The sequence below is a fragment of the Clostridium sartagoforme genome, assembly GCF_039521405.1.
GTDB lineage: Bacteria > Bacillota > Clostridia > Clostridiales > Clostridiaceae > Clostridium > Clostridium sartagoforme.
On the sequence record NZ_BAAACH010000016.1, the window covers coordinates 260,295 to 282,263 of the forward strand.

A 21,969-nucleotide genomic window follows, 5' to 3' on the forward strand; every position below is an offset into this window, starting at 1 on the left:
TATTATATTTAAATATACTCTGAGGTGAATTTATGAATAAAAAAGATTTTATATCTCAAATTAAGGCTTCAAGTAAAAATGAAATATGCGACTTAGTTATTAATAATATAACTATTGTTGACGTATTCCAAAACAGTTCCTTTGTTGACAACGTAGCTATTAAAAATGGTATTATTGTTGGATTTGGTAATTATAAAGGCATAGTTGAAATTGATGGTACTGGTAAATTTATTTGCCCTGGTCTTATAGATGCTCATGCCCATATTGAATCATCCCTTGTAACTCCAAAAGAATACTATAAAGCGGCTTTGTTACATGGAATCACATCTATAGTTATTGACCCTCATGAAATTGCTAATGTACTAGGAGATAAAGGTATAAGGCTTATTATGGACCTTGCTAAAGATACTCCTTTTGATTATTACTTTATGCTTCCTTCATGCGTTCCAGCCACTTCTTTTGAAACTTCTGGAGCAATATTAGAAAGTAGTGACTTAGTTCCATTGTACAATGAAACTAATGTATTAGGTCTTGCTGAAGTTATGAATTTTCCTGCTGTTATAAATTGCTCTAATAATATGATTAATAAACTTTGGGACGCAAAATCAAATAAGTTTATTATAGATGGGCATTGTGCAGGATTCACAAATGATATGCTTAATGTATATGCTACTGCAAATGTACTTACAGATCATGAATGTTGCTCTGCAGAAGAAGTTACTCATAGGCTTAGACGTGGTATGTATGTTCATATTAGAGAAGGTTCCGTTGCAAAAAACTTAAATGAATTAATAAAATCTGTTTCTCTTTCTAATAGTAGAAGGATATGTTTTTGTACAGACGATAAACATATAGATGACTTAATAAAAAATGGAAGTATAGATAGCTCTATAAGAATGGCTATTTCTTATGGTTTATCACCTGAAACTGCTATACAAATGTGTACATTAAACACGTCAGAATGTTATTCACTAAAATACAAAGGAGCTATTGCCCCTGGATATATAGCTGATTTCCTAATATTAGATGATTTATCTAATTTTAAAATTAACTCAGTTTATAAGAAAGGTTCTTTAGTTGTAAAAAACAGCAAATTAGTAGCTACTGCTTCTAATAAAATCTATAAATTCCCTAAATTAAATAATATTAATATAAATAAATTTACAGAGAAAGACTTAGAAATAAATTTACATGAAAAAACAAAGCTTAATGTAATTGGAATTAATCCAAATAAACTCGAAAGCACTCATATAACAATTAATATAAATACTTTAAAAAATACAAAATTATTTCAATGTGATATAGATTTAGATTTATTAAAAATAGCTGTAATTGAAAGACATAGAAATACTGGTAACATTGGTCTTGGAATAATAAAAGGCTTAAATTTAAAATATGGGGCAATTGCTACAACTGTTGCTCATGATTCCCACAACTTAATAACTTGTGGAACATCTGATGAAGATATTATATTTGCAGTTGAAGAGCTAAAAAAACTAAATGGTGGAATTATAGTTGTTAAAAACAAAAAAGTATTAGCATCAATTCAACTAGAAATTGCTGGATTGATAACTTCAAGAAAATCTCAAGAAGTTGTTGATGATTTAGAAAAACTACATTTAGCTATAAATGAAGTTGCTCCTGATATTAATTTTAATCCATTCCTGACTCTATCATTCTTATCACTGCCAGTTATTCCTGATTTAAAAATAACTGATAAAGGATTATTTGATGTAAGAAAATTTGAATTTATAGAAAATGCTTATTAATATTTTCTAGGACTTTAAGTAATAAATTATAAAAATAGTCTATAGACTTTTTTGAAGGACAAGTCTATAGACTATTTTTTATTATATTTATTAATTCCTTGAAACTATTAGTTTGTACTTTTCCTTTATAAAAAACAATATGATTTATATTAGATAAATTAAGCTCATTAACTTTAATTTCAACAAGATTTCCTAAATTAATTTCATTTTCAACTAATACCCTAGGTAATACTGTTATCCCTAAATTTTCTTTTGCAGCTTCTATCAAAACTTGAGAATTAACACTTGTCCAACTGGGATTTACTCTTATATCATGTAATAGCATGGCACTATCAAAAATATCTCTAATAGAACTTCCCTTTTCTCTTAATAGTAACTTTTCTTTTACTAACTCACTTAACGTTATAGGTTTTTCTTTTGCAAATTTATGTTCATTAGAACAAGCTACTACTAGATCATAATAAGAAAAAGGTATTCTTTCAAGTTCTTCATTATAAACAACTCCCTCTATTAACCCTAAATCAATTTCATTCTTACATAACATATTTTCAATACTTCTAGCATTATCTACTATAATTTTTGTTGGAGTAGATTTACAAACGCCTTGAAATTTCCCTATTATAGTAGGCAAAATAAAGTTTGCAATAGTTATACAAGATCCTATCTTAATAACAGCATTATCTTCTAATTCTTTAATATTTTTATCTAAATCATCGTATAAGTCTAATAGCTTTGTAACCTTTGTAAGAAATAATTTACCTGTCTCATTTAAATAAACTTTTCTTGAAATTCTATCAAATAAAGATACTCCTAAATAATCCTCTAACTCACTTATAGCATGGGAAACTGCTGGCTGCGTCATAAATAACTTTTCAGATGCTTTAGTGACACTTTCCTCTTCGCATACTGTTTTAAAAATACGTAAATGCCTAATCTTCATTTTCCCCTCCTAATTCATTACTAAATGTTTATATATTATATAAAATTATACTATTATACTTATCCTATGTCCATGCTATATACTTATAAGCATAAGAGTAAATCATAAGGAGTGCATGGCATGAAAATTAAAAGTTTTAAGCTATATTTTTCACTTTTTAAGGTGACATTTTTAGTCAGTTGCTTCAGCTTTGGTGGAGGCTACGTAATTATTCCATTATTAAGAAAGTATTTAGTTGAAGATATGAAACTGATAAATAATGAAGAGCTACTAGATATGGCAGCAATAGCTCAATCGAATCCAGGAGCCATTGCTGTTAATTTATCCTCACTAATAGGATATAACCTTTTAGGTGTAAAAGGAGCTATTATCACATGTATAGGTACGGTTTTACCTCCTTTATTAATATTATCTATTATATCTTTCTTCTACGAAGCATTCAGAAGTAATATGATTATTTCTTCAGTTCTTAAAGGAATGGAAGCCGGTGTTGCAGCTACAATTGTAGATCTAGTTATTGATATGAGCCAAGATGTATTTAAGAAAAAAAATTTATTACTATCACTTTTAGTTCCTCTATCATTTATAGCTAGCTTCTTCTTTAATGTAAATGTACTAGCTATTATTATTTTTGGAGTAATAGTCAGCCTTACTCAAGTATATGTTAAGAAGAAAAAATTAGGAGGACTCAGAAATGATTAATATCCTTATTACCTTATTTTTAAGCTTTTGGCAAATAGGTTCTTTTAGTATTGGTGGTGGCTATGCTATAATGCCTCTAATTCAAGACCAAATGGTAAATAAATATGGTTGGCTTACTATTCAAGAATTTACTGATATTATTACTATATCTCAAATGACTCCTGGACCATTATCAATTAATGCTTCAACTTTTGTTGGCCTAAGAATAGCTGGAATCCTTGGTGCAATATTAGCTACCTTCGCTTGCGTAATTACTGGTGTAATTATTTCTATTTTCTTATTTAATTTTTTTAAAAAGCATAATGATATCGAAGAAATTGCAAATATTTTAAAAGGTCTTCGTTCAACTTCAATTGGTCTTATTGCATCATCTGCTTCCTCTATAATTTTAATTGCATTTTTAGGTAGAACTACACTAAGTGGAAATTTGAATAACCTTAACATATTTGCTATTATAATTTTTTCTATTTCACTATTTTTACTTAGGAGATATAAGTTTAATCCATTAACAATTATAGCATTAACAGGCTTTTTAGGTTTGTTTATTTATATATAACTATTATAGATATCAATATACATGATTATAAAAATAACCATAATAAGAAATCCTAATACTTATTATGGTTATTTTTTAATTTTACTTATTTTATTAATTTTTCATTTAATTAATTTCTTTTGCTGTTCATATATAAAATATAAAGGAAAGTAGCTTCCTTAAAATTACGTATATCAAATCCAGTTTCCTTTTTAATTTTTTCAATTCTATACATTAATGTATTTCTATGTACATATAGATTTTTAGATGCTTTAGTTAAAGATAAGTCACATTTTAATATTTCTTCAATTGTTTGTATTAATTCATGACTTAAGTTTTTAAATATATCCTTATATTCTTCCTTTAACTCTTGTACATATTTATCTGATAAATTAAAAATAGCCTTTTCTAAATACATTTCTTCAATACAATATATTTCAGGCTTTATTTTGAATTTTCTTCCTATTTCTAAGGTTTGTACAGATTTATTATATGCTTTTTTAAATCCTTCGAATGTATAGTCTAAATTACTTATACATATTTTTATATTTATTCCTAAAGTTTGAATAATTGTTTCCTTTAATGAAAGAGCATATTCTTTTTCATCTTCTAAATTCCCAATTACAATTATTCTATCGTAGATTTCTCCAATATAAACATTATTATCGGAATATGTATCCTTTACTATTTCTAAAACTTCATTTTCTTTAATAGCTTCAATAAGTAACATTTTATTTGCTTTAGTTATTGATGGATCTAACAATACATCCCATTGCTTTTTCCCTTCAAGCAATTCTTCTATTATATTTTCTTCTGTTATACATTTATTTAATATATACTCAATTGCTGGTATTATTCTAATATCATCTTGTTCTAAAATCAATTTATAAATTTTATCTTTTACAGATATTTTTCTCATAACCTTTGATTCCGTTGTTGGTAAATTATCAAAAATTTCATTGTTACTAGAATCTAATAATCTAACCCTAATATTAGTTTTTTCACATACTTCATTTAATAGTTTTACAATTGCTACCATATATTCCTCCTCTTTGAGTTTAAATCCTTCTCATACTTATATTATATATATGTTTCAATTAATAATCTATATGATTAACATAATAAATTAGGTAGTACTTTCTTAATTATACTTAATTTTTAAACAAAAAAGTTATAGGTAGCCCTATAACTTTTTTTCTTCTACAATCTTTTTATTTCCTCTATAACTTTATTAATATTTATTTTTTTGTATGTATTTTTCTATTTCTTCTGCAACTATTTTGGCATGGGATGCTGCTCTAACCACAGTTTTAGCTCCGGTAACTACATCTCCTGATGCAAAAACTCCGTCTCTTGTTGTATGACCATATTCATCTGTTAATAGAAGCCCCCACTTATTTGTTTCAAGTCCTGTTGTATTTGAAACAATATTATTCTTTGGAGATTGACTTACAGCAATTATTATTGAATCACATTCAAATAGTCCTTCTTTTCCTTCAATAACTATAGTGCTGATTTTTCCATCTTCATCTACAACATTTTCTGTTTCTATATATTTAACTCCTTCTTCTGTTAACTCTACAGGAGACTTAAACAACTCAAACTTAATTTCATCTGAAATTGCTCCTTCTAACTCAGCTTTTGTTGCAGGTATATTTTCCATTCCTTTTCTATATAAAATATATACTTCTTTAGCACCATTTCTTTTTGCTGTTCTTGCTGCATCCATCGCAACATCTCCAGCTCCTATTACACATACTTTATTTCCCAAGTTATAAACACTAGGTGATTTTAAATAATCTATTGCATAATGTACATGCCCTAAACTTTCACCTTTTATATCTAATGTCTTAGGATTCCATACTCCTGTACCTATAAATATAGCTTTATATCCATCAAAGAAAAGTTTATCTAGGGTTAAAACAGGCCCAACTAATGTATTTGGTCTTATTTTAACTCCTAATTCAATTAATCTTTCTTCATAATGATCTATAATACTATTGGGAAGTCTGAATTCTGGTATTCCATATCTTAATACTCCCCCTATTTTATCATGTGAATCAAATATAGTAACTTTATATCCTTTTTGTGCTAATATAAAAGCTATAGTTATTCCAGCTGGTCCTCCACCTATTATTGCAATTCTTTCTTCTAATTCTTTTTCTTTTTCAAGCTTTATGTTTTCTAAATAATATTTTGATACATGCTTCTCTATATCACAAAAGCTTACAGGCTCATCTTTAATCCCTCTAATACAATTTCCCCTACATTGATCTTCATGAGGACATACTATAGCACACACTAATGATAATGGATTATTTTGAAATAATATTTCCCCAGCTTTTGCTATTTGCCCTTCTTTAAATAATTCTATAACTTCTGGAATAGAAGTATTTATAGGACAGTGCGCTTGGCATCTTGGTTTCTTACACATATAACATCTATTTGCTTCTATTACTAATTCTTTCATAATTAACACTCCCCTTTTCTTTAGTTAAATTCAGTCTTTATATTATATCATCATACTTAATATTAAATAAAGATAAACTTCTTTCCAAAATTCCATTTAAATATGCTAGTACAATTCCATAATTAGTTATTGGGACATTTTTTTCTCTACATTGATTTACTCTATTAACTACAGTTTTTCTATTAATCATACAGGCTCCACAATGAATTATCAAATCATATTTGTCTATATCCTCAGGAAAATCATGGAATATGCTATAATCATACGTTAATTCTGCTCCAACATAGTTATTTAATAACTTTGGAATTTTTACTCTTCCAATATCTTCATGAGAAACATTGTGAGTACAACTTTCTGCCATTAATATTTTTGAATCTTTATTTAAATTTTTTATTTGTAATGCTCCTTTTATAAATTCTTCAAAGTCTCCTTTTTGCCTTGCAAATAGCATTGAAAAACTTGTTAAATTTATGTTTTTAGGAACAATCTTATCTACTTCTTTAAATGCTTGAGAATCTGTTATTACTAAATCTACATCTTTTATATCTTCAAGTGCACTTTTAAGTTCTGTATCTCTAACAACATAACTTTTTATTCCATGATCTAAACAATCCCTTATACATTGTACCTGTGGTAGTATTATTCTTCCCTTTGGAGCTTCTGAGTCTATTGGGACAACTAAAATTACTTTACTATTATATTCAAGCAGATCCCCTACTATTGGAAGTTCTTCTTCCTCCTGCTGTAATATATTTATAAGTTTATCTCTTAATAAATCTATACCTTCACCTGTTTGTGATGATAAAAATATTGAATCATTGAATTTACTTTTTAATTCTTCTAATATATTTTCTTTTACACTATCGCATTTATTTATAACAATTATATAAGGTATGTTATACTTTTTAAAACTTCTCTTAATTTCTTTAAATTTTTCTAAATCAATATCATTGATATCAAAAATATAAATCGCTACATCTGTTCTTTTAATAATATCCAATGTTTTTTTTATTCTTATTTCTCCAAGTTCACTTTTATCTTCAAAACCTGCTGTATCTATCATCAAAATTGGTCCAACTGGTATAAGTTCCATAGCTTTTTGAACTGGATCTGTTGTTGTTCCTTCCGTTTCTGAAACAATTGAGATTTCTTGGCCTAAGAATTTATTTATTAGTGATGATTTCCCCGCATTAGTTTTCCCAAACACTGCAATATGCTTCCTATTTGCATTTGGTGTTGAATTCATGGTAAGCTCCCCCTATATATATAAATCTCTTTGTCCTTTTCTTAGTTTTTCTAAGTTACTTTTTAGTACATTTTTTATATCTTCTCTTTTTATATTCTCTATTTCTTTACTTATAACTTTTTCTGATTTTTCTAATATTTCCTTATCACCATAATCTAGAGCAAATTCTAATAATGTAGCCATTGCGTTAGGTTCACACATATTTTGAATTTCTCCACTTTTAGCAAGAGTCATAAATCTTTCTCCAGTTCTTCCTTTTCTATAGCATGCTGTGCAATAACTTGGAATATATCCATCATCTAAAACTCCCTTTAATACTTCAAGAGGAGTTCTTTCATCTGATGTTTTAAATTGAGAAACTTCTTTTCCTTCTTCTCTATCCTTATAGCCTCCAACACCTGTACTTGAACCTGCACTTAATTGTGATACTCCACATTTTAATAATTCTCTTCTCATCTCTGCAGTTTCTCTTGTTGACATTATTATGCCTGTAAATGGTACAGCAATTCTTACTATTGCAACTAATTTTTTGAACATATCATCATCAACTATATGAGGAAATTGCTCTAAAGTCATTCCTTTAGCTGGCTTTAGTCTTGGCATTGAAATGGTATGGAATCCTACTCCAAACTTTTCTTCCAAATGTTTATTATGCATCATAAGACCTATAACTTCAAATTTAGGATCAGATAAACCAAATAAAACTCCTGCGCCAACATCATCTACTCCAGCTTCCATTGCTCTATCAAAAGCTGTTAAATGATAATTGTAGTCTCCTTTAATTGATTTGGGATGCATTTTTTCATAAGTTGGTTTGTGATATGTTTCTTGGAATAAAATATAAGTTCCTATCTTAGCTTCATTTAATTTTTTATAATTCTCAACAGTTGTTGCTGCTATATTAACATTTACTCTCCTTATTTCTCCATTTTCATTTTGAGTTTTATAAATTGTATCTAAACATTCTAATACATACTCTATTGGAGCATTTACAGGGTCTTCTCCAAGTTCTAAAGCAAGTCTTTTGTGTCCCATTTTTTCAAGAATTTTAACTTCTTCTCTTACTTCTTCCATAGTTAATTTTCTTCTTCCAAATTCATTACATCTTTGATATCCACAGTAAACACAATTATTTACACAATAGTCACTTACATATAAAGGAGCAAACATTACAACTCTTTTCCCATAAATTGAGTCTTTAATTTCTCCTGCTAATTTATATATTTCTTTCAAATCTACCTCATCTTCTACTTGAAGTAATACTGCTATATCTTCATATGATAATCCCTCTCTCTTCTTAGCTCTCTCTAAAACAGCATTTATTTCTTCTTTTGTTGCATTCTTAGCTTCTTCTAAAATTTTTTCAATATACTCATGATCAATAAACATATAAAACACTCCTATAACTTATAATTTATTTATTTTAATTTATTATCCTTATATTTTCAGCTCTGATTTTTTCTTGCACAAATTTATATCCATGCTCTTTTTCCCAGGCTACATTATCACCTCTTGTTACTTCAACCTTAAATCCAGCCCTTCTTATCCTTCCTTCGATACACTGCCTACATTCTGCAGCCTCATCTCCAGTGCATATTTTCCCATCATAAAGTGAATATTTTTCCCTTACACTAGTTGGTGATAAATTTGGCATAACTACATTTCCTCCTGCTTTTATGCCTTTTTCTCTACCTGTTGAATCTATACTTCCAAGAGCAGTTGTAGATGGCAATAAAACATTAGGCAATAGCAATCTTACTAATGCTAACATTGTAGTTGTTTTTTCTAGTGTTCCAGCTTTATTATTTTTAAGAGGAGTATCCTTATGGGGAATAAACGGACCAATTCCACACATATGAGGCTCCAACTCTTTTACAAATAGTAAGTCATTAACTAAATCTTTATTAGTTTGTTTTGGAAGCCCAACCATAAAGCCTGCTCCCACTTGATATCCTATTTCCTTTAGATTTTTTAAACACTGCCTTCTTTCTTCAAAACTAGCTCCTGGATGAAGTTCATCATAAAGTTCCTTTGTAGCTGTTTCATGCCTCAATAAATATCTGTCAGCACCGGCCTCAAACATCTTCTTATAAGATTCATAACTTCTTTCTCCTAAAGATAATGTTATTGCATTATTGGGGTATTTTTCCTTAATCATTCTTATTATTTCTATCATTACTTCATCTGTAAAATAATCATCTTCTCCACCTTGAAGAACATATGTCTTATAGCCCAGCCTGTCCCCAATATCAACACATTCCATAATATCTTCTTTTGTTAATCTATATCTATCTGCTTCTGTATTACTTCTTCTTATTCCACAATAAACACAGTTTCTTTTGCAGAAGTTTGTAAACTCAATAAGACCTCTCATATAAACCTTATCCCCATAAGTTTTCATTCTAGTTTCATGAGATTTCTGTATTAAATAAGTTTTATCTTCTTGATTTAGATTATCTAATAAAAAAATAAGTTCATCCCTACTAGCATTATTAAACTTATATAGCTTATCTATAATATTTTTAACTACCATATACACTCCTCCAAAAATCCATTGATAGATACTTTATTATGTTTATTTTTATTATGTACTTATACTTTTTTACTACAGCTCTTTCTTACTAATAGCTGTTTTAACTGTTACTCCTTTAATATTTCCGAGTTTTCCTGTTAAACTATTAATTTCATTTAAGTCACCTGTAACAACTATAGATATAATTGATATTTCATTTTCTAGTGGTATCCCCATCCTACCTTTAATACTTCCTCTAAAGCTTGCAACAACTTCATTAAATTCAGAATTACATTTATTTGGATCTTCTAAAATAGCACTTATAACCCCTATTTTCATAGTTACCTCCTTAATTTTGTGAAGCAAAATAAAAGTCTACTTTCTTAATTCAAAGAAAATAGACTTTTTATATTAACAATAAAATTTATAACATTATAAAATAAACTAAGCGTATGCTTAATTTATAAACTTTTATTCTTAATAAATTATTTTCTACTATCTTTCAAATTAGATTTCTCTTTTTTGTTAGATGTTATATTTTTATTTAAGTATATAGATAAATATTAAAACAAATGAATAAAGACTTTTTCTCTAAACAAATGAATTTATATTAATCTTATTAATTATATGATAATTATTCCAGTTTATGATGTCAATAGAACTTCATCTTTCATTAATAAATAGATGTTCTCTAAAGACATCACTTCTTGCTATTTATTATAATACATTAAAATTTTATCTTTTTCTCCTGGAGCTAAATTAAAATTATCTAATTCTTCTAAACTTACCCAAGCTCCTTCAACTATATCATTTCCATATGTAACTTGTGTCTTTAGTTCTCCTTGATAAACTGCATATATTTCTTTATTTTCTTCATTTACTATATTATCTATTTTCTCTACATTAAAGACTATAGATTTTAAATCTTCCTTTATAGCACGTGAAATACATTTTTCTTCGGATTCTCTTCCTTTTAATTTTTTCCCTACATTGTACCAAAATTCCTGTTCATTTTTCTTTACTTTCTTTTTTACAATAAATACATTTTTAAAATCATCCTTAATCACTATTGAACAGGAAGTAACCTTAGACATATTATTTCCCCCTTATACCTCGTCTATATTCTTAATTACTTATATTATTTCTTACCTAATCTAATATTCTACAATAATTTTCTTTTACCTTTATATAATTTTATAAATTATTTTTTATATCTATTAGATAAGATTTAATTACTGCTAGTAACTCTCTAGAATACATAACTGGAACTAATAAAGGTAATGTGTTGTTTGTATAAAAGCTAACTGTATTATAATTTAGTTTCTTTGCTATCATATTACTTCTAAATGCATGAAAATCTGAAGTTATTATTTTTATATCTAAATCTGATACACTCTTAGATGTCTCATTTTCTAATATATCTTTTGAAAATAATAAATTTTCATTTGTATTTGTAGACTTTTTTTCCATTATTATCAGTTCTTCTTTTATTCCATTATCTACTAAATATTTTTTCATTGCTTGCGCCTCTGATATATCTTCACCTGGACCTTGTCCCCCTGATACTATTATCTTAGGTTTCTTGTCTTGATTATTAATATATTTAATTGTTGTATCTAATCTTTGTTTTAATGTAAGGCTCGGCCTTTTTCCTTTAACTCCTGCACCAAGAACTATAACATAATTAGAATAACTATTATCTTTTTTAGGAAATATAACTATTGCACATTCTATAATCATAAAAAACAAAATAATAGCTATTATACAGTATTTACCTATATTAATTATTTTTTTGCTTTTGAATTTCTTATTAAAATATTTTCTCAATTTATTTTTTATATAATGATAAATAATTAAAATAACTCCTAATGCAAAGAAAACTTCACTAAAAGTTATTTTCCCAAATAATAGGTTTATGCTTATAGAATATATAATTATAATTGTTCCTATTATCAAGTCTAATTTCTTACTCATAACCAAGCCCCTTTATATTTATTCTCATTATATATTATCATAATTATACATTTTTATAACAATTTAATATTAACCTTAACTTAATATTAAGAATTAAAAAATAGCTAAAATTATAAAAATATAATCTTAGCTATTTTAAGTTTAAATTATTTTATTGGTTCTCCATCAAAATCTGTATATTCATTTTTATTTTTATCATTTCCAATATTATTTTGATTTTCATGTAACTTTTGTCTTCTTAATCCCTTTTGCATAGGATTTTTACTTTTTGTATTCCTTGACATATAAAACACATCCTTTCAAAAGTATTTTATACCCCAAAAATTTTTTAATACATCATTTATTTACTTTATAAATTACAGTTCAAATTCTTCTACTTCTATAGAATACATACCACAATTTTTACAAACTATTACTGTAACTAAGTAACTCTTATCTACTATACCTTCTCTATTTAGCCTAGTGAAAGATTTTTTATCGTATTGATTATCTATACTGCTTGTAATAAATTTATTATTTTTTCCATAAGCATAAAAATAGAACTCTAAGAAGTCAAAAACTTTCTTTTTTTCTTCTTTTCCTGCCCTACAATTGCTACAACAACTTTCATAATATGCATTTTGAAATTCTGCTTCATTGCTATTTGAAAGTAATTCTAATACCTTTTCAGTATCAAATTCTTGAAGTTCTTCATTTTCATCATTTGCAAAATATTCTAAGTTTTCCTCTTCTAAAGTATATTCCTTGTCTTCAAATTTAAATTTATATATCATTTTATCTTCCTTTCAAGATTAGTTATTTTACTTTTATTATTTTAACTAAAGCCTAACTAATATTTCGTTTATCTCTTCACTTACTTTAAGCCTTTCTTCATGTATCCATTTAAAATCAAATTCCAAATTGAATATTTTACAAAATGAATAGTAAATATTTATCCTTTGATAATAGCATTCAAGCTCATCTAAATTTCCCTTAAAACATTGTGGTCTAGTTATTGCTTTATTTTTTATAACAAATAACTCTTCAACATAATCTAAAAATGTATTCATAAGCTCTTCTTTTGATATATCAAATGGTATTTTTAATAGATCCCACTGAACTTCTTCCTTCAACTTATATCTCTTAATACTATCTAGTATAACTAAATATTCGTTTATATCCATTTTTCTATAATAATCTATAGATTCTTCCCTCGTTGCCCATAAAGCTAATTTTTCATTAAGAGGTAAGCTTTTAATATTTAATATAGCTTCTGAAGGTCCTATCACAGCTGAATTTATGATTTTATCTCTTTCTTCTAGCTTCTCTTTTATAAATTTCTGATTATCTCTTACAGTAGCTACATAGCCAATCTCATATATACCTTTTCTACCGGCTCTACCTGCAACTTGCTTTATTTCTTGTGATGTAAGATACCTTATTTCTTCTCCATCAAATTTTTGTATATCTAAAAATACTATTCTCTTTATTGGAAGGTTAACACCCATACCTATAGCATCAGTAGTTATAAGAACTTTATTTTCTTTGCTTATAAACATATCATATTGTTTTCTTCTAACCTCTGGAGGTAAATCCCCATAAATTATACTAGTTTTTATACCTAAATCCGAATATTGCTGCGCTATTTGTAAAACCTTTTTCTTAGAGAATACAACTATAGCATCTCCCTCTTCTGCATTATTATAGTTGAAATTATTTTCTTGAACTTCTAATGGAATACTTCGTTTATATTCTTTAAATTCATAATCATCATTACAATCAGTTACTATTTTCTCTACTACAGCCTTAGCATTTAAAGCTCCACAAATATGGATTTCATTGCACCTAAGTCCAAGCAAGGCTCTACTCCAAGCTGCTCCCCGTTGAGAGTCATCTATCATTTGAATTTCATCTATAATTGCTATATCATATTCTTTTTTTAAATCTACCTTTTCTATTGTACAAGATGTATGTGTTGCTCCCTCTTTTAATATTTCTTCTTCTCCTGTTAAAAGATTACAAGGAATATTATTATTATTTAATTTTTCATAGTTTTCTAATGCTAGAATTCTTAAAGGTGATAAATAAACACCTTTTTTAGCCACTTTTAATCTTTCCATAGCTGTATAGGTTTTACCTGTATTAGTTTCACCTAGATGTATATAAATCTTTCTCTTTATATTTCTTGCTAATTTGTATTCATCTTTAGGATTACTTGGGAAATTTTCTTCAAACTCTTTAGAAATAAGCTTTGGTATATGTTGCTTTGTTAATACAGACATAAATCCTGAGTTTATAAAACTATTATAATTTCCTCTTATTACTTGATAGAAATCGAAATTTGTATTGTTCTTTTTATTATAATCATCCAGTAATCTTTTAGAGACATATTCCAAAAGTTCTTCATATCTTTCATTTATATCTGAAAACTCTTTAAATCCTTCGCTTTCCATTTCTTTTAATTGTCTTATCTTTTTCCTTAATGAAGATTCTTGTTCAATTAAAGCACCTACTTTTGAATTATGTGCTATTTCTTCTATTTGACCAATCTGTGATTTTAGCTTTTTAAATTCCCTTTGCATTGCATTCTTTTTCAAATAACCACCTCTTGCATTAAATTCCTATTGTAAAAGATCCATTTATAAATTATAATATCTTATTGCTAAGCATATTTCTAGTTTATATTAATTAATCAAATATTATTTATTTTTTATAATTATTATTTATTTAATTATAAAGCTTCATTAATATATCATTGACATAATATATATATATTAACTATTAAATATTTTTAATAAAATTTGTATTTTTTCAGATTTTCTTAAGGATTATTTAAGATTTATAATATATAATCATATCTATAGAATGCTTTTATATTATTATTTATTATTTGGGGGATGATTTTACAATATGAAAAATAAACATATTTACTTAGTGTTTTCAAATACTGGTACGCTACTTTCAAAATGTATTAATTACTACACAAAAGACGAATATGTACATGTTTCCTTGAGTTTTGATGACTCCTTCAAAAAAATGTATTCATTTGGAAGAGTCTTTCCACAAATTCCTTTTATAGGTGGACTTGTAGAAGAAAACTTACAAGATGGTGTATATAAAAGATTTCAAAATAGCAGATGTGTCATTTATAAAATTAGTGTCGATAATAACCAATATAAATTATTAAAAGAAGAACTTAAAAGCTTCCTAAAAGAGCAAAAAAAATATAAATATAGTCTATTAGGATTAATTGGAGTTGCTATAAATAGACCAATGAAAAGGGACAACCATTATTTTTGTTCAGAATTTATTTCACACCTTTTAATTAAAAGTAACATATATGACTCTGATAAAATTCCAGGCCTAACAAAGCCTAGTGATTTATTAAATATTAGTCATAAAGAATTTATATATGAAGGCCTAACTTATGAATATAATAATGTTTATTCAAATTTAATATATTAAAAAACTGAGAGTATCATCTCAGTTTTTTAATTTATAAACCTATGCTGATATCATCTTTTTTATAATGTCTTACTATACTTTTTATAAAGTTATATATTTTAAATAACCTGGGAAACTTTTCTTCTTCTTCTACTTTATTTTTAAATTCTGTCATTTGCATAATTGGCTCTAAAAGAGATATTGTATCTTCGTATCCTTCTCTTATTCTATTTTTTTTAGCTTCTTCATCTAAATTTAATGTTCCATTAATTACACTTTCATTTAAATTTCTTGGATATATCTCTATTATTTTAGTATTGGGATATAACGCTTTATCAACTTTTGCTTCTTTAGATAATAATACTACTATTATAATATCACACCCTTCTCCATAAACGGGTTGTATAGGTGTATTATCACAAATACCTCCATCTATATACTTACATCCAAAAAGCTCTGTAGGCTCATATATTAATGGGAGTGATGCGGATGCTATTATAATTTCTTTTCCCAATTCTTCATTAAAATCATTTACTTTAAAATATTTTACTTTAAAATCAGGCAATTCAGTACAAGCTGCATAACAAACCTTATTGTTTTCCTTCATCATATTAATATTTAAATACTTGTCTACTATATTTCTTGCACCTTCTTTAGATACTGCACCTTCTTCTATTTTTTGATTCATATACTTTTTAGCTATATTTAAATTTCTTCCTCCTAATATAAGACCTACTCCCTTTTTGAATAACTCAAATTTACTAATAGGAATTAATTTATCTATTGTTACTTCTTCCCATAAGGATTCAGCATCTTTTATATTATCTTGAGCAAATAATACAGCATTAAAAGCTCCAATTGATGTTCCTGAAAATACAGTTATGTATTTATGAATATTTAAATATACTAATGCCTTCCAAACTCCAAGTTCATAAGCTCCTTTTCCTCCGCCGCCTGATAATACTAATCCTATTTTCACTTTAATCCCCTCTTTTTTTAATCTTTGTAAGTCTTATATATATTATATAACTACCATATAAATTTTGTTAATCAATATATTCATTAACTCTACTAAAATATCATTTTTTAAATTTTAAATTTTTTTATAAAATAAAAACACCTTAAAATATTAACTTTAAGGTGTTTTATAAATAGTATAAACTACTTAATTGAGCTCTTTGCTAATTCTACTAAATCTGCAAATGCTTTTGGATCGTTTATAGCTATTTCTGATAACATTTTTCTATTCATATCTATTCCAGCTAATTTAATTCCATTCATAAATTTTGAGTATGAAAGACCATTCATTCTTGTTGCAGCATTGATTCTTGCTATCCAAAGTCTTCTAAAATCTCTTTTCTTTAATCTTCTTCCAACATAAGCATTTCTTAAAGCTCTTATTACTGATTCGTTAGCAGTTTTAAATAGTCTGCTTTTTCCACCATAATATCCTTTTGCAAGCTTTAATACTTTTTTATGATTCTTACGAGCATTTACCGCTCTTTTAACTCTAGCCATGTTTAATCCTCCTAAAAACCTCTATATTATAGGTATGGTAATAATTTCTTCATTGCTTTTTCTTGAGTAGTTGAAACATAAGCAGCTTTTCTTAAGTTTCTCTTTCTCTTAGCACTTTTCTTTGTTAATATATGACTCTTAAAAGCTTTCGCTCTTTTTAACTTTCCAGTTCCAGTTTTCTTAAATCTCTTTGCTGCACCTCTGTGGGTTTTCATTTTTGGCATGATACTTATCTCCTCTCAAGTTACGCTTTTTTAGGGCCTAAAACCATTGTCATGTTTCTACCTTCATGCTTAGCAGGCTTTTCAACAACACAAACGTCTTCTAATTTAGAAACAAAGTTATCTAATATTTTTTGTCCAATATGTCCTAATTGTGCTTCTCTTCCTTTAAATCTAACAGTGATTTTAACTTTATCCCCGTCTAATAAAAACTTTCTAGCATTTTTTGCTTTTATTGCAATATCATTTTCTTCAATAGTAAGACTGCATCTTATTTCCTTAAGAACAGTTACCTTTTGCTTTTTCTTAGCTTCTTTTTCTTTCTTTGATTGCTCATAAATATACTTACCTAAATCCATAATCCTACACACTGGTGGATTAGCATTTGGAGAAATCATAACTAAATCTAATTCTTTCTCTTCCGCAATTTTTTGAGCTTCCTTTGTTTGAAGTACACCTAATTGATTACCTTCTGAATCAATCACTCTAACTTCTTTAACTCTTATAGCTTCATTACAAGTAAAATCCTTACTTATACCAAGTCACCTCCAAAATTTTAAATAAAAACACAACAAAAATAGAGGACATATTATGCCGCCCTCTAGTATCTTATAAAAACCTAACTAAACTTATAGCTAGAAATTAATACAAAATTACATACCCTACTAAGCATTGCCGTAAGGTGAGAAACGGCTGTTTCTTCTTAAATACATCATTCATTGTATCATTGTTTTTTTGTTGTGTCAATCTTTTTACATAATTATTATTTACAAATATAGCATATATTATACCAATATATTTTATTCTATAGCTCCTGTATAATCTAAGATTCCGCCTCTTAAATTATATAATTTTTTAAAACCTTCTTCTTCCAACATAGCGCATGCTACACTACTTTTGGCTCCTACTTTACAATATACTAAAATAGGCTTATCTTTAAAATCTTCTAGTTCCTCTAGTTCCCATTCTAATTCATCTACAGGTATATTTTTAGAGTTAACTATTCTTGACTTTTTGAATTCACTAAATTTTCTTACATCTATTATTAATAATTCTTTACTATCTTTAATTAACTTCTGAGCTTGTTCATTATTAATTAATTTTATGATACTCATTTTTTCACCTCTTGATTTATTATTATAATACTTTAAATTTATATATACAACTTTCAATATAAAAATAAGAGGCACTATCGCATAGACAGTCCTCTCTTAATTTATAACTTATACTAATTAAATTCTTCCATTCTTATTATATTGTTAATTTTATAAACTGAATTTAACTTGCAAACACTATCTATTGAATTTAAAATATTGCCCTCTTTTGTGTAGTGTGTTACTAAAACTAACGTCACTTTATTTTCATTTTCTATATCTCTACCTCTTTGAATTACAGAAAGCAATCCAACATTCATTGAACCGAAAACTGATGTTATTTCACCTAAGACCCCTGGTCTATCTTCTACTGTTAACCTTATATAATATTTGCTTATGACCTCTTCTATATTATATAACTCTTTATCCCATAAATTGTTTTTTACCACTGTATTAATATTATCTATATCAATATTACTTCTTAATATTGATACTATATCTGATATAACTGCACTACCTGTTGGTAAATCGCCAGCACCTCTTCCATAAAACATCAAATCTCCAACTGCATTCCCTTTTATGAATACAGCGTTAAATGAATCATAAACATTGGCTAATGGATGATTTTCAGGTATCATAGTTGGATGAACTCTAAGCTCTAATTTTCCAGCATTATCTTTAACTATTGCTAATAGCTTTATAACTTTTTTAAATTCTCTTGCATACTGTATATCTATTGATTCAATTTTACTTATACCTTCTCTATATACATTTTCAACTTTAATTTTAGTTCCAAATGCTAATGAAGAAAGGATAGCTAACTTATATTGAGCGTCAAACCCTTCAATATCTGATGTTGGGTCTGTTTCGGCATATCCCATTTCTTGAGCTTGCTTCAAAGCTTCATTAAAACTTAAGTTTTCAAATTCCATTTTAGTTAATATATAATTAGTTGTTCCATTAACTATTCCATATAACTTTTCTATTTTATTAGCTGTTAAACTTTCGTTTATACCATTAATTATTGGAATTCCGCCTGCTACACTAGCTTCATAATTAAACATAACTCCTTGACTATCAGCTTTTTGAAATAATTCATCTCCACCTGTTGCTAGAAGCATTTTATTTGCAGTAACTATATGTTTTCTTTTATTCATAGATTCTAGCATATATTCTCTAGCAGGTTCAATCCCTCCCATTACTTCTACTACAATTTTAATAGAATCATCATTGATGATATCATTAAAATCTGTTGTTAAAAGCTCGCTAGGAACTTCTACCCCTCTTTCTTTTTTTAGATCTCTAACTAGAATTTTACTTACTTCAACTTCGTAGCCTGATCTTTTCATAATTTCTTCTTTGTTCGAATTTAGTATCATCCAAACTCCACGCCCAACATTGCCTAGCCCCAATAAAGCAATTTTAACTTTTTTCATCTTTACTCCCCCTTATACTACTTATTGCTATTATTGATATTATACTAATTAATATATTTTTTTACCATATATAAATATTTTTTCATCAATATTTTTATAAGTTATTATTTTAATTGCACCTTTTTGATGAAATCTGAATTATATAAGATTTATAATTATCAACTTTCAACTACAAATATACGCTCTTCCATAATTAAAAGCTGAAAGTTAATTCTCTTTTAACTTTCAGCTTTTAAAAATTTCTTTATCATTATTCCTTATTCAAAATTAACGAATTTAAATCAACTTTATCTTCATCATTTTTTGAAATTTCATATTTGTCTTTATTACTCATGACATCCTGAAGTTCTACATAAGAATTTGTAATTTTTGATGAGTATTCATCAAAAATTATATCTTCATTCGAAGTATCATCATTTATTTTTAATTTATCAACATCTTTGTTTATTCTCAAAGATGAATTTGTTTGAAAATTATGTTGTGATAAATTTTCTGAGTTTTTAAGTATCAATTCATCTAATATTCCTTTAATCATCAATAACACCTCCATATTTCTATAAAAGTATTATTAGTAACTTCTCATTAATTTATTAAACTATTTGTAAATCATCCTTGTATAGTTTTTTTAATAAACAGTAGTTATAAATTAAAACCCTCAACACTTTTATTTGTTGAGGGTTTTATTATTTCATTTATATAATTATGCTGCTTCTACATCACTTTCATCTATAACTTCTATTTCTGGCTTGTCCTCTTTTAAAACTACATTTAGTATTAATGCTACTATAGTTCCAGTTGATATTCCTGATGAAAAAATCATTTTTAATCCTTCTGGTAATTGTGAAATAAATTCTGGTCTAAAAGTTACACCAAGTCCTAATCCAATAGATGTAGCTATTATTAATAAATTACGTTCATTTATTTTTACTTTACTTAATGTTTTTATTCCTGCTGCTGCAACTGTTCCAAACATTACTATGCCAACACCACCTAAAACAGGTTGTGGAATACTATTAACTATTGCTGCAAGTTTAGGTAAAAACCCTAAAATAACTAATATAATTCCTGCCATAACTGCTACGTATCTACTAGCAACTTTAGTTAACGGTATTAAACCAACATTTTGACTAAAGGTTGTATTTGGAAATGCACCTACAAATCCAGCTATCATACTTCCAATTCCATCTGCTAAAACTCCTGCTCCAACTCTTTTTTCCTTAAGATCTACTTGTGAAACTTCTCCAATGGCTTTTAAGCATCCTACAGTTCCAATTGATGCTACAAAATATGCTGGAACAAATGCAATGACTGCTTTTAAATCAAAAGCAACTCCATATTCCAGTATTTTAGGAAGTGAAATCCAGCTTGCTTCCTTAACTGCAGTAAAATCTACTAATCCAAGTGGAATACACGCAATATATCCAATTAACATTCCTATAAGTATTGATGCACCACTAAGCATCCCTTTTCCATAATGATTTAATAATAATGTACCAGTAAGTACAAGCATTGAAATAACTATATTTTTTATACTTCCATAATCTATTGCACCACTTCCACCTGCGGCCCAATCTATTGATACTGGTAATAATGTTAGTCCAATTAAACATACAACCGTTCCAGTAACCAAAGGTGGAAATAACTTCATTAGGGGTTTTATAAAATAGCTAAGAATCACTTCGAAAAAAGATCCCAAAATTGTTGCTCCTATTATTCCAGGAAGTCCTAAAACAGATCCAACTGTAATAGATGGAGCTACAAATGTAAAGTCAGTCCCCATTATGCAAGCTACCTTAGAACCTACTGGTCCTACTCCCCTAGCTTGTATTATAGTTGCAATTCCTGCTGAAAGTATTGATGCACTTATTAATGCTGTTGATGTTTTAGAATCAAACCCTAAGGCACTAGATATAACTAGTGGAACAACTATTATGCCACCAAATGCAGCAAATATATGCTGAATTCCAAATAATATTTTTTCTAGTTTTGTTGGATTATCATCAACCCCATACAATAAGTTAATTTTATCTGTTGTTTTTGAATTATTCATTCCTTCATCTCCTATCGTTTTAAATAAAAAAACACCTCGTAATCGAGGTGCTGTATTTAAAATTAAAAAGGTATCTATA

General features: G+C 27.3%; 24 protein-coding genes. 4 read left to right on the forward strand and 20 right to left on the reverse strand.

What is annotated here, in order from left to right; genetic code table 11:
- Positions 1 to 32 precede the first annotated feature (32 nt).
- A complete protein-coding gene (gene ade, locus ABDZ60_RS08730; protein ID WP_343777533.1) occupies positions 33 to 1,769 on the forward strand; it encodes an adenine deaminase in 1,737 nt (578 codons plus the stop codon).
- Positions 1,770 to 1,833: 64 nt separating this feature from the next.
- On the opposite strand, the gene ABDZ60_RS08735 is transcribed toward ade, so the two are convergent.
- Positions 1,834 to 2,709, reverse strand: a complete 876-nt coding sequence (locus ABDZ60_RS08735; protein ID WP_343777535.1) for a LysR family transcriptional regulator — start codon at positions 2,707 to 2,709, stop codon at positions 1,834 to 1,836.
- Positions 2,710 to 2,829: 120 nt separating this feature from the next.
- On the opposite strand from ABDZ60_RS08735, the gene ABDZ60_RS08740 reads away from it, so the two are divergent.
- Positions 2,830 to 3,411 (forward strand): chromate transporter, encoded by a 582-nt coding sequence (locus ABDZ60_RS08740; RefSeq protein ID WP_047000544.1) that lies wholly within the window; start codon positions 2,830 to 2,832, stop codon positions 3,409 to 3,411.
- A complete protein-coding gene (locus tag ABDZ60_RS08745) occupies positions 3,404 to 3,967 on the forward strand; it encodes a chromate transporter (protein WP_016208560.1) in 564 nt (187 codons plus the stop codon). Before ABDZ60_RS08740 ends, ABDZ60_RS08745 begins: the two co-directional genes overlap by 8 nt.
- 109 nt (positions 3,968 to 4,076) lie before the next feature.
- Here the strand turns inward: ABDZ60_RS08745 and ABDZ60_RS08750 are convergent, their stop codons facing one another.
- The 11 genes from ABDZ60_RS08750 to ABDZ60_RS08800 all read right to left on the reverse strand — a co-directional run bounded on the left by ABDZ60_RS08750 (position 4,077) and on the right by ABDZ60_RS08800 (position 14,724).
- On the reverse strand, positions 4,077 to 4,985 hold the full coding sequence (locus tag ABDZ60_RS08750) for a PucR family transcriptional regulator (RefSeq protein ID WP_016208561.1): 909 nt from the start codon (positions 4,983 to 4,985) through the stop codon (positions 4,077 to 4,079).
- 192 nt (positions 4,986 to 5,177) lie between these two features.
- A complete protein-coding gene (locus ABDZ60_RS08755) occupies positions 5,178 to 6,416 on the reverse strand; it encodes an NAD(P)-dependent oxidoreductase (RefSeq protein WP_343777540.1) in 1,239 nt (412 codons plus the stop codon).
- 37 nt (positions 6,417 to 6,453) lie between these two features.
- Positions 6,454 to 7,662, reverse strand: coding sequence for a [FeFe] hydrogenase H-cluster maturation GTPase HydF (gene hydF, locus ABDZ60_RS08760; protein WP_343777542.1), 1,209 nt, complete (start codon positions 7,660 to 7,662; stop codon positions 6,454 to 6,456).
- A 12-nt stretch (positions 7,663 to 7,674) separates the two neighbouring features.
- Positions 7,675 to 9,051, reverse strand: coding sequence for a [FeFe] hydrogenase H-cluster radical SAM maturase HydG (gene hydG, locus ABDZ60_RS08765; protein WP_047000541.1), 1,377 nt, complete (start codon positions 9,049 to 9,051; stop codon positions 7,675 to 7,677).
- Between the two features lie 34 nt (positions 9,052 to 9,085).
- On the reverse strand, positions 9,086 to 10,195 hold the full coding sequence (gene hydE / locus ABDZ60_RS08770; protein WP_343777544.1) for a [FeFe] hydrogenase H-cluster radical SAM maturase HydE: 1,110 nt from the start codon (positions 10,193 to 10,195) through the stop codon (positions 9,086 to 9,088).
- 72 nt (positions 10,196 to 10,267) lie between these two features.
- Positions 10,268 to 10,513, reverse strand: a complete 246-nt coding sequence (locus ABDZ60_RS08775) for a TM1266 family iron-only hydrogenase system putative regulator (RefSeq protein ID WP_343777546.1) — start codon at positions 10,511 to 10,513, stop codon at positions 10,268 to 10,270.
- A 371-nt stretch (positions 10,514 to 10,884) separates the two neighbouring features.
- Positions 10,885 to 11,268, reverse strand: coding sequence for an NUDIX hydrolase (locus ABDZ60_RS08780; RefSeq protein ID WP_047000539.1), 384 nt, complete (start codon positions 11,266 to 11,268; stop codon positions 10,885 to 10,887).
- 100 nt (positions 11,269 to 11,368) lie between these two features.
- Positions 11,369 to 12,148, reverse strand: a complete 780-nt coding sequence (locus ABDZ60_RS08785) for a YdcF family protein (protein ID WP_343777549.1) — start codon at positions 12,146 to 12,148, stop codon at positions 11,369 to 11,371.
- A gap of 146 nt (positions 12,149 to 12,294) precedes the next feature.
- Complete coding sequence (locus ABDZ60_RS08790; protein ID WP_016208569.1) at positions 12,295 to 12,432, reverse strand: clostri-philic family protein; 138 nt, start codon at positions 12,430 to 12,432, stop codon at positions 12,295 to 12,297.
- A 72-nt stretch (positions 12,433 to 12,504) separates the two neighbouring features.
- On the reverse strand, positions 12,505 to 12,921 hold the full coding sequence (locus ABDZ60_RS08795) for a DUF3785 family protein (RefSeq protein ID WP_016208570.1): 417 nt from the start codon (positions 12,919 to 12,921) through the stop codon (positions 12,505 to 12,507).
- Between the two features lie 45 nt (positions 12,922 to 12,966).
- Positions 12,967 to 14,724, reverse strand: coding sequence for a helicase-related protein (locus ABDZ60_RS08800; protein ID WP_016208571.1), 1,758 nt, complete (start codon positions 14,722 to 14,724; stop codon positions 12,967 to 12,969).
- 313 nt (positions 14,725 to 15,037) lie between these two features.
- Here ABDZ60_RS08800 and ABDZ60_RS08805 point away from each other — a divergent pair, with 313 nt between their 5' ends.
- On the forward strand, positions 15,038 to 15,592 hold the full coding sequence (locus tag ABDZ60_RS08805) for a hypothetical protein (protein WP_016208572.1): 555 nt from the start codon (positions 15,038 to 15,040) through the stop codon (positions 15,590 to 15,592).
- Between the two features lie 31 nt (positions 15,593 to 15,623).
- On the opposite strand, the gene ABDZ60_RS08810 is transcribed toward ABDZ60_RS08805, so the two are convergent.
- The 8 genes from ABDZ60_RS08810 to ABDZ60_RS08845 all read right to left on the reverse strand — a co-directional run bounded on the left by ABDZ60_RS08810 (position 15,624) and on the right by ABDZ60_RS08845 (position 21,890).
- Positions 15,624 to 16,550, reverse strand: a complete 927-nt coding sequence (locus tag ABDZ60_RS08810) for a patatin-like phospholipase family protein (protein ID WP_016208573.1) — start codon at positions 16,548 to 16,550, stop codon at positions 15,624 to 15,626.
- Positions 16,551 to 16,732: 182 nt separating this feature from the next.
- Positions 16,733 to 17,089 (reverse strand): 50S ribosomal protein L20, encoded by a 357-nt coding sequence (rplT, locus tag ABDZ60_RS08815; protein ID WP_016208574.1) that lies wholly within the window; start codon positions 17,087 to 17,089, stop codon positions 16,733 to 16,735.
- Between the two features lie 26 nt (positions 17,090 to 17,115).
- Entirely contained in the window at positions 17,116 to 17,313 is a 198-nt protein-coding gene (rpmI, locus tag ABDZ60_RS08820; protein WP_005211352.1) for a 50S ribosomal protein L35, read from the reverse strand.
- 20 nt (positions 17,314 to 17,333) lie between these two features.
- A complete protein-coding gene (infC, locus tag ABDZ60_RS08825; protein ID WP_040437019.1) occupies positions 17,334 to 17,846 on the reverse strand; it encodes a translation initiation factor IF-3 in 513 nt (170 codons plus the stop codon).
- Positions 17,847 to 18,110: 264 nt separating this feature from the next.
- Positions 18,111 to 18,425 (reverse strand): rhodanese-like domain-containing protein, encoded by a 315-nt coding sequence (locus tag ABDZ60_RS08830; RefSeq protein WP_051993180.1) that lies wholly within the window; start codon positions 18,423 to 18,425, stop codon positions 18,111 to 18,113.
- Between the two features lie 113 nt (positions 18,426 to 18,538).
- Positions 18,539 to 19,840, reverse strand: a complete 1,302-nt coding sequence (locus ABDZ60_RS08835; protein WP_016208577.1) for a homoserine dehydrogenase — start codon at positions 19,838 to 19,840, stop codon at positions 18,539 to 18,541.
- Positions 19,841 to 20,090: 250 nt separating this feature from the next.
- Complete coding sequence (locus ABDZ60_RS08840) at positions 20,091 to 20,375, reverse strand: hypothetical protein (RefSeq protein ID WP_343777562.1); 285 nt, start codon at positions 20,373 to 20,375, stop codon at positions 20,091 to 20,093.
- 165 nt (positions 20,376 to 20,540) lie between these two features.
- Positions 20,541 to 21,890: a uracil-xanthine permease family protein gene (locus tag ABDZ60_RS08845; protein WP_343777564.1), complete on the reverse strand. Its 1,350-nt coding sequence runs from the start codon at positions 21,888 to 21,890 to the stop codon at positions 20,541 to 20,543.
- Positions 21,891 to 21,969 lie beyond the last annotated feature (79 nt).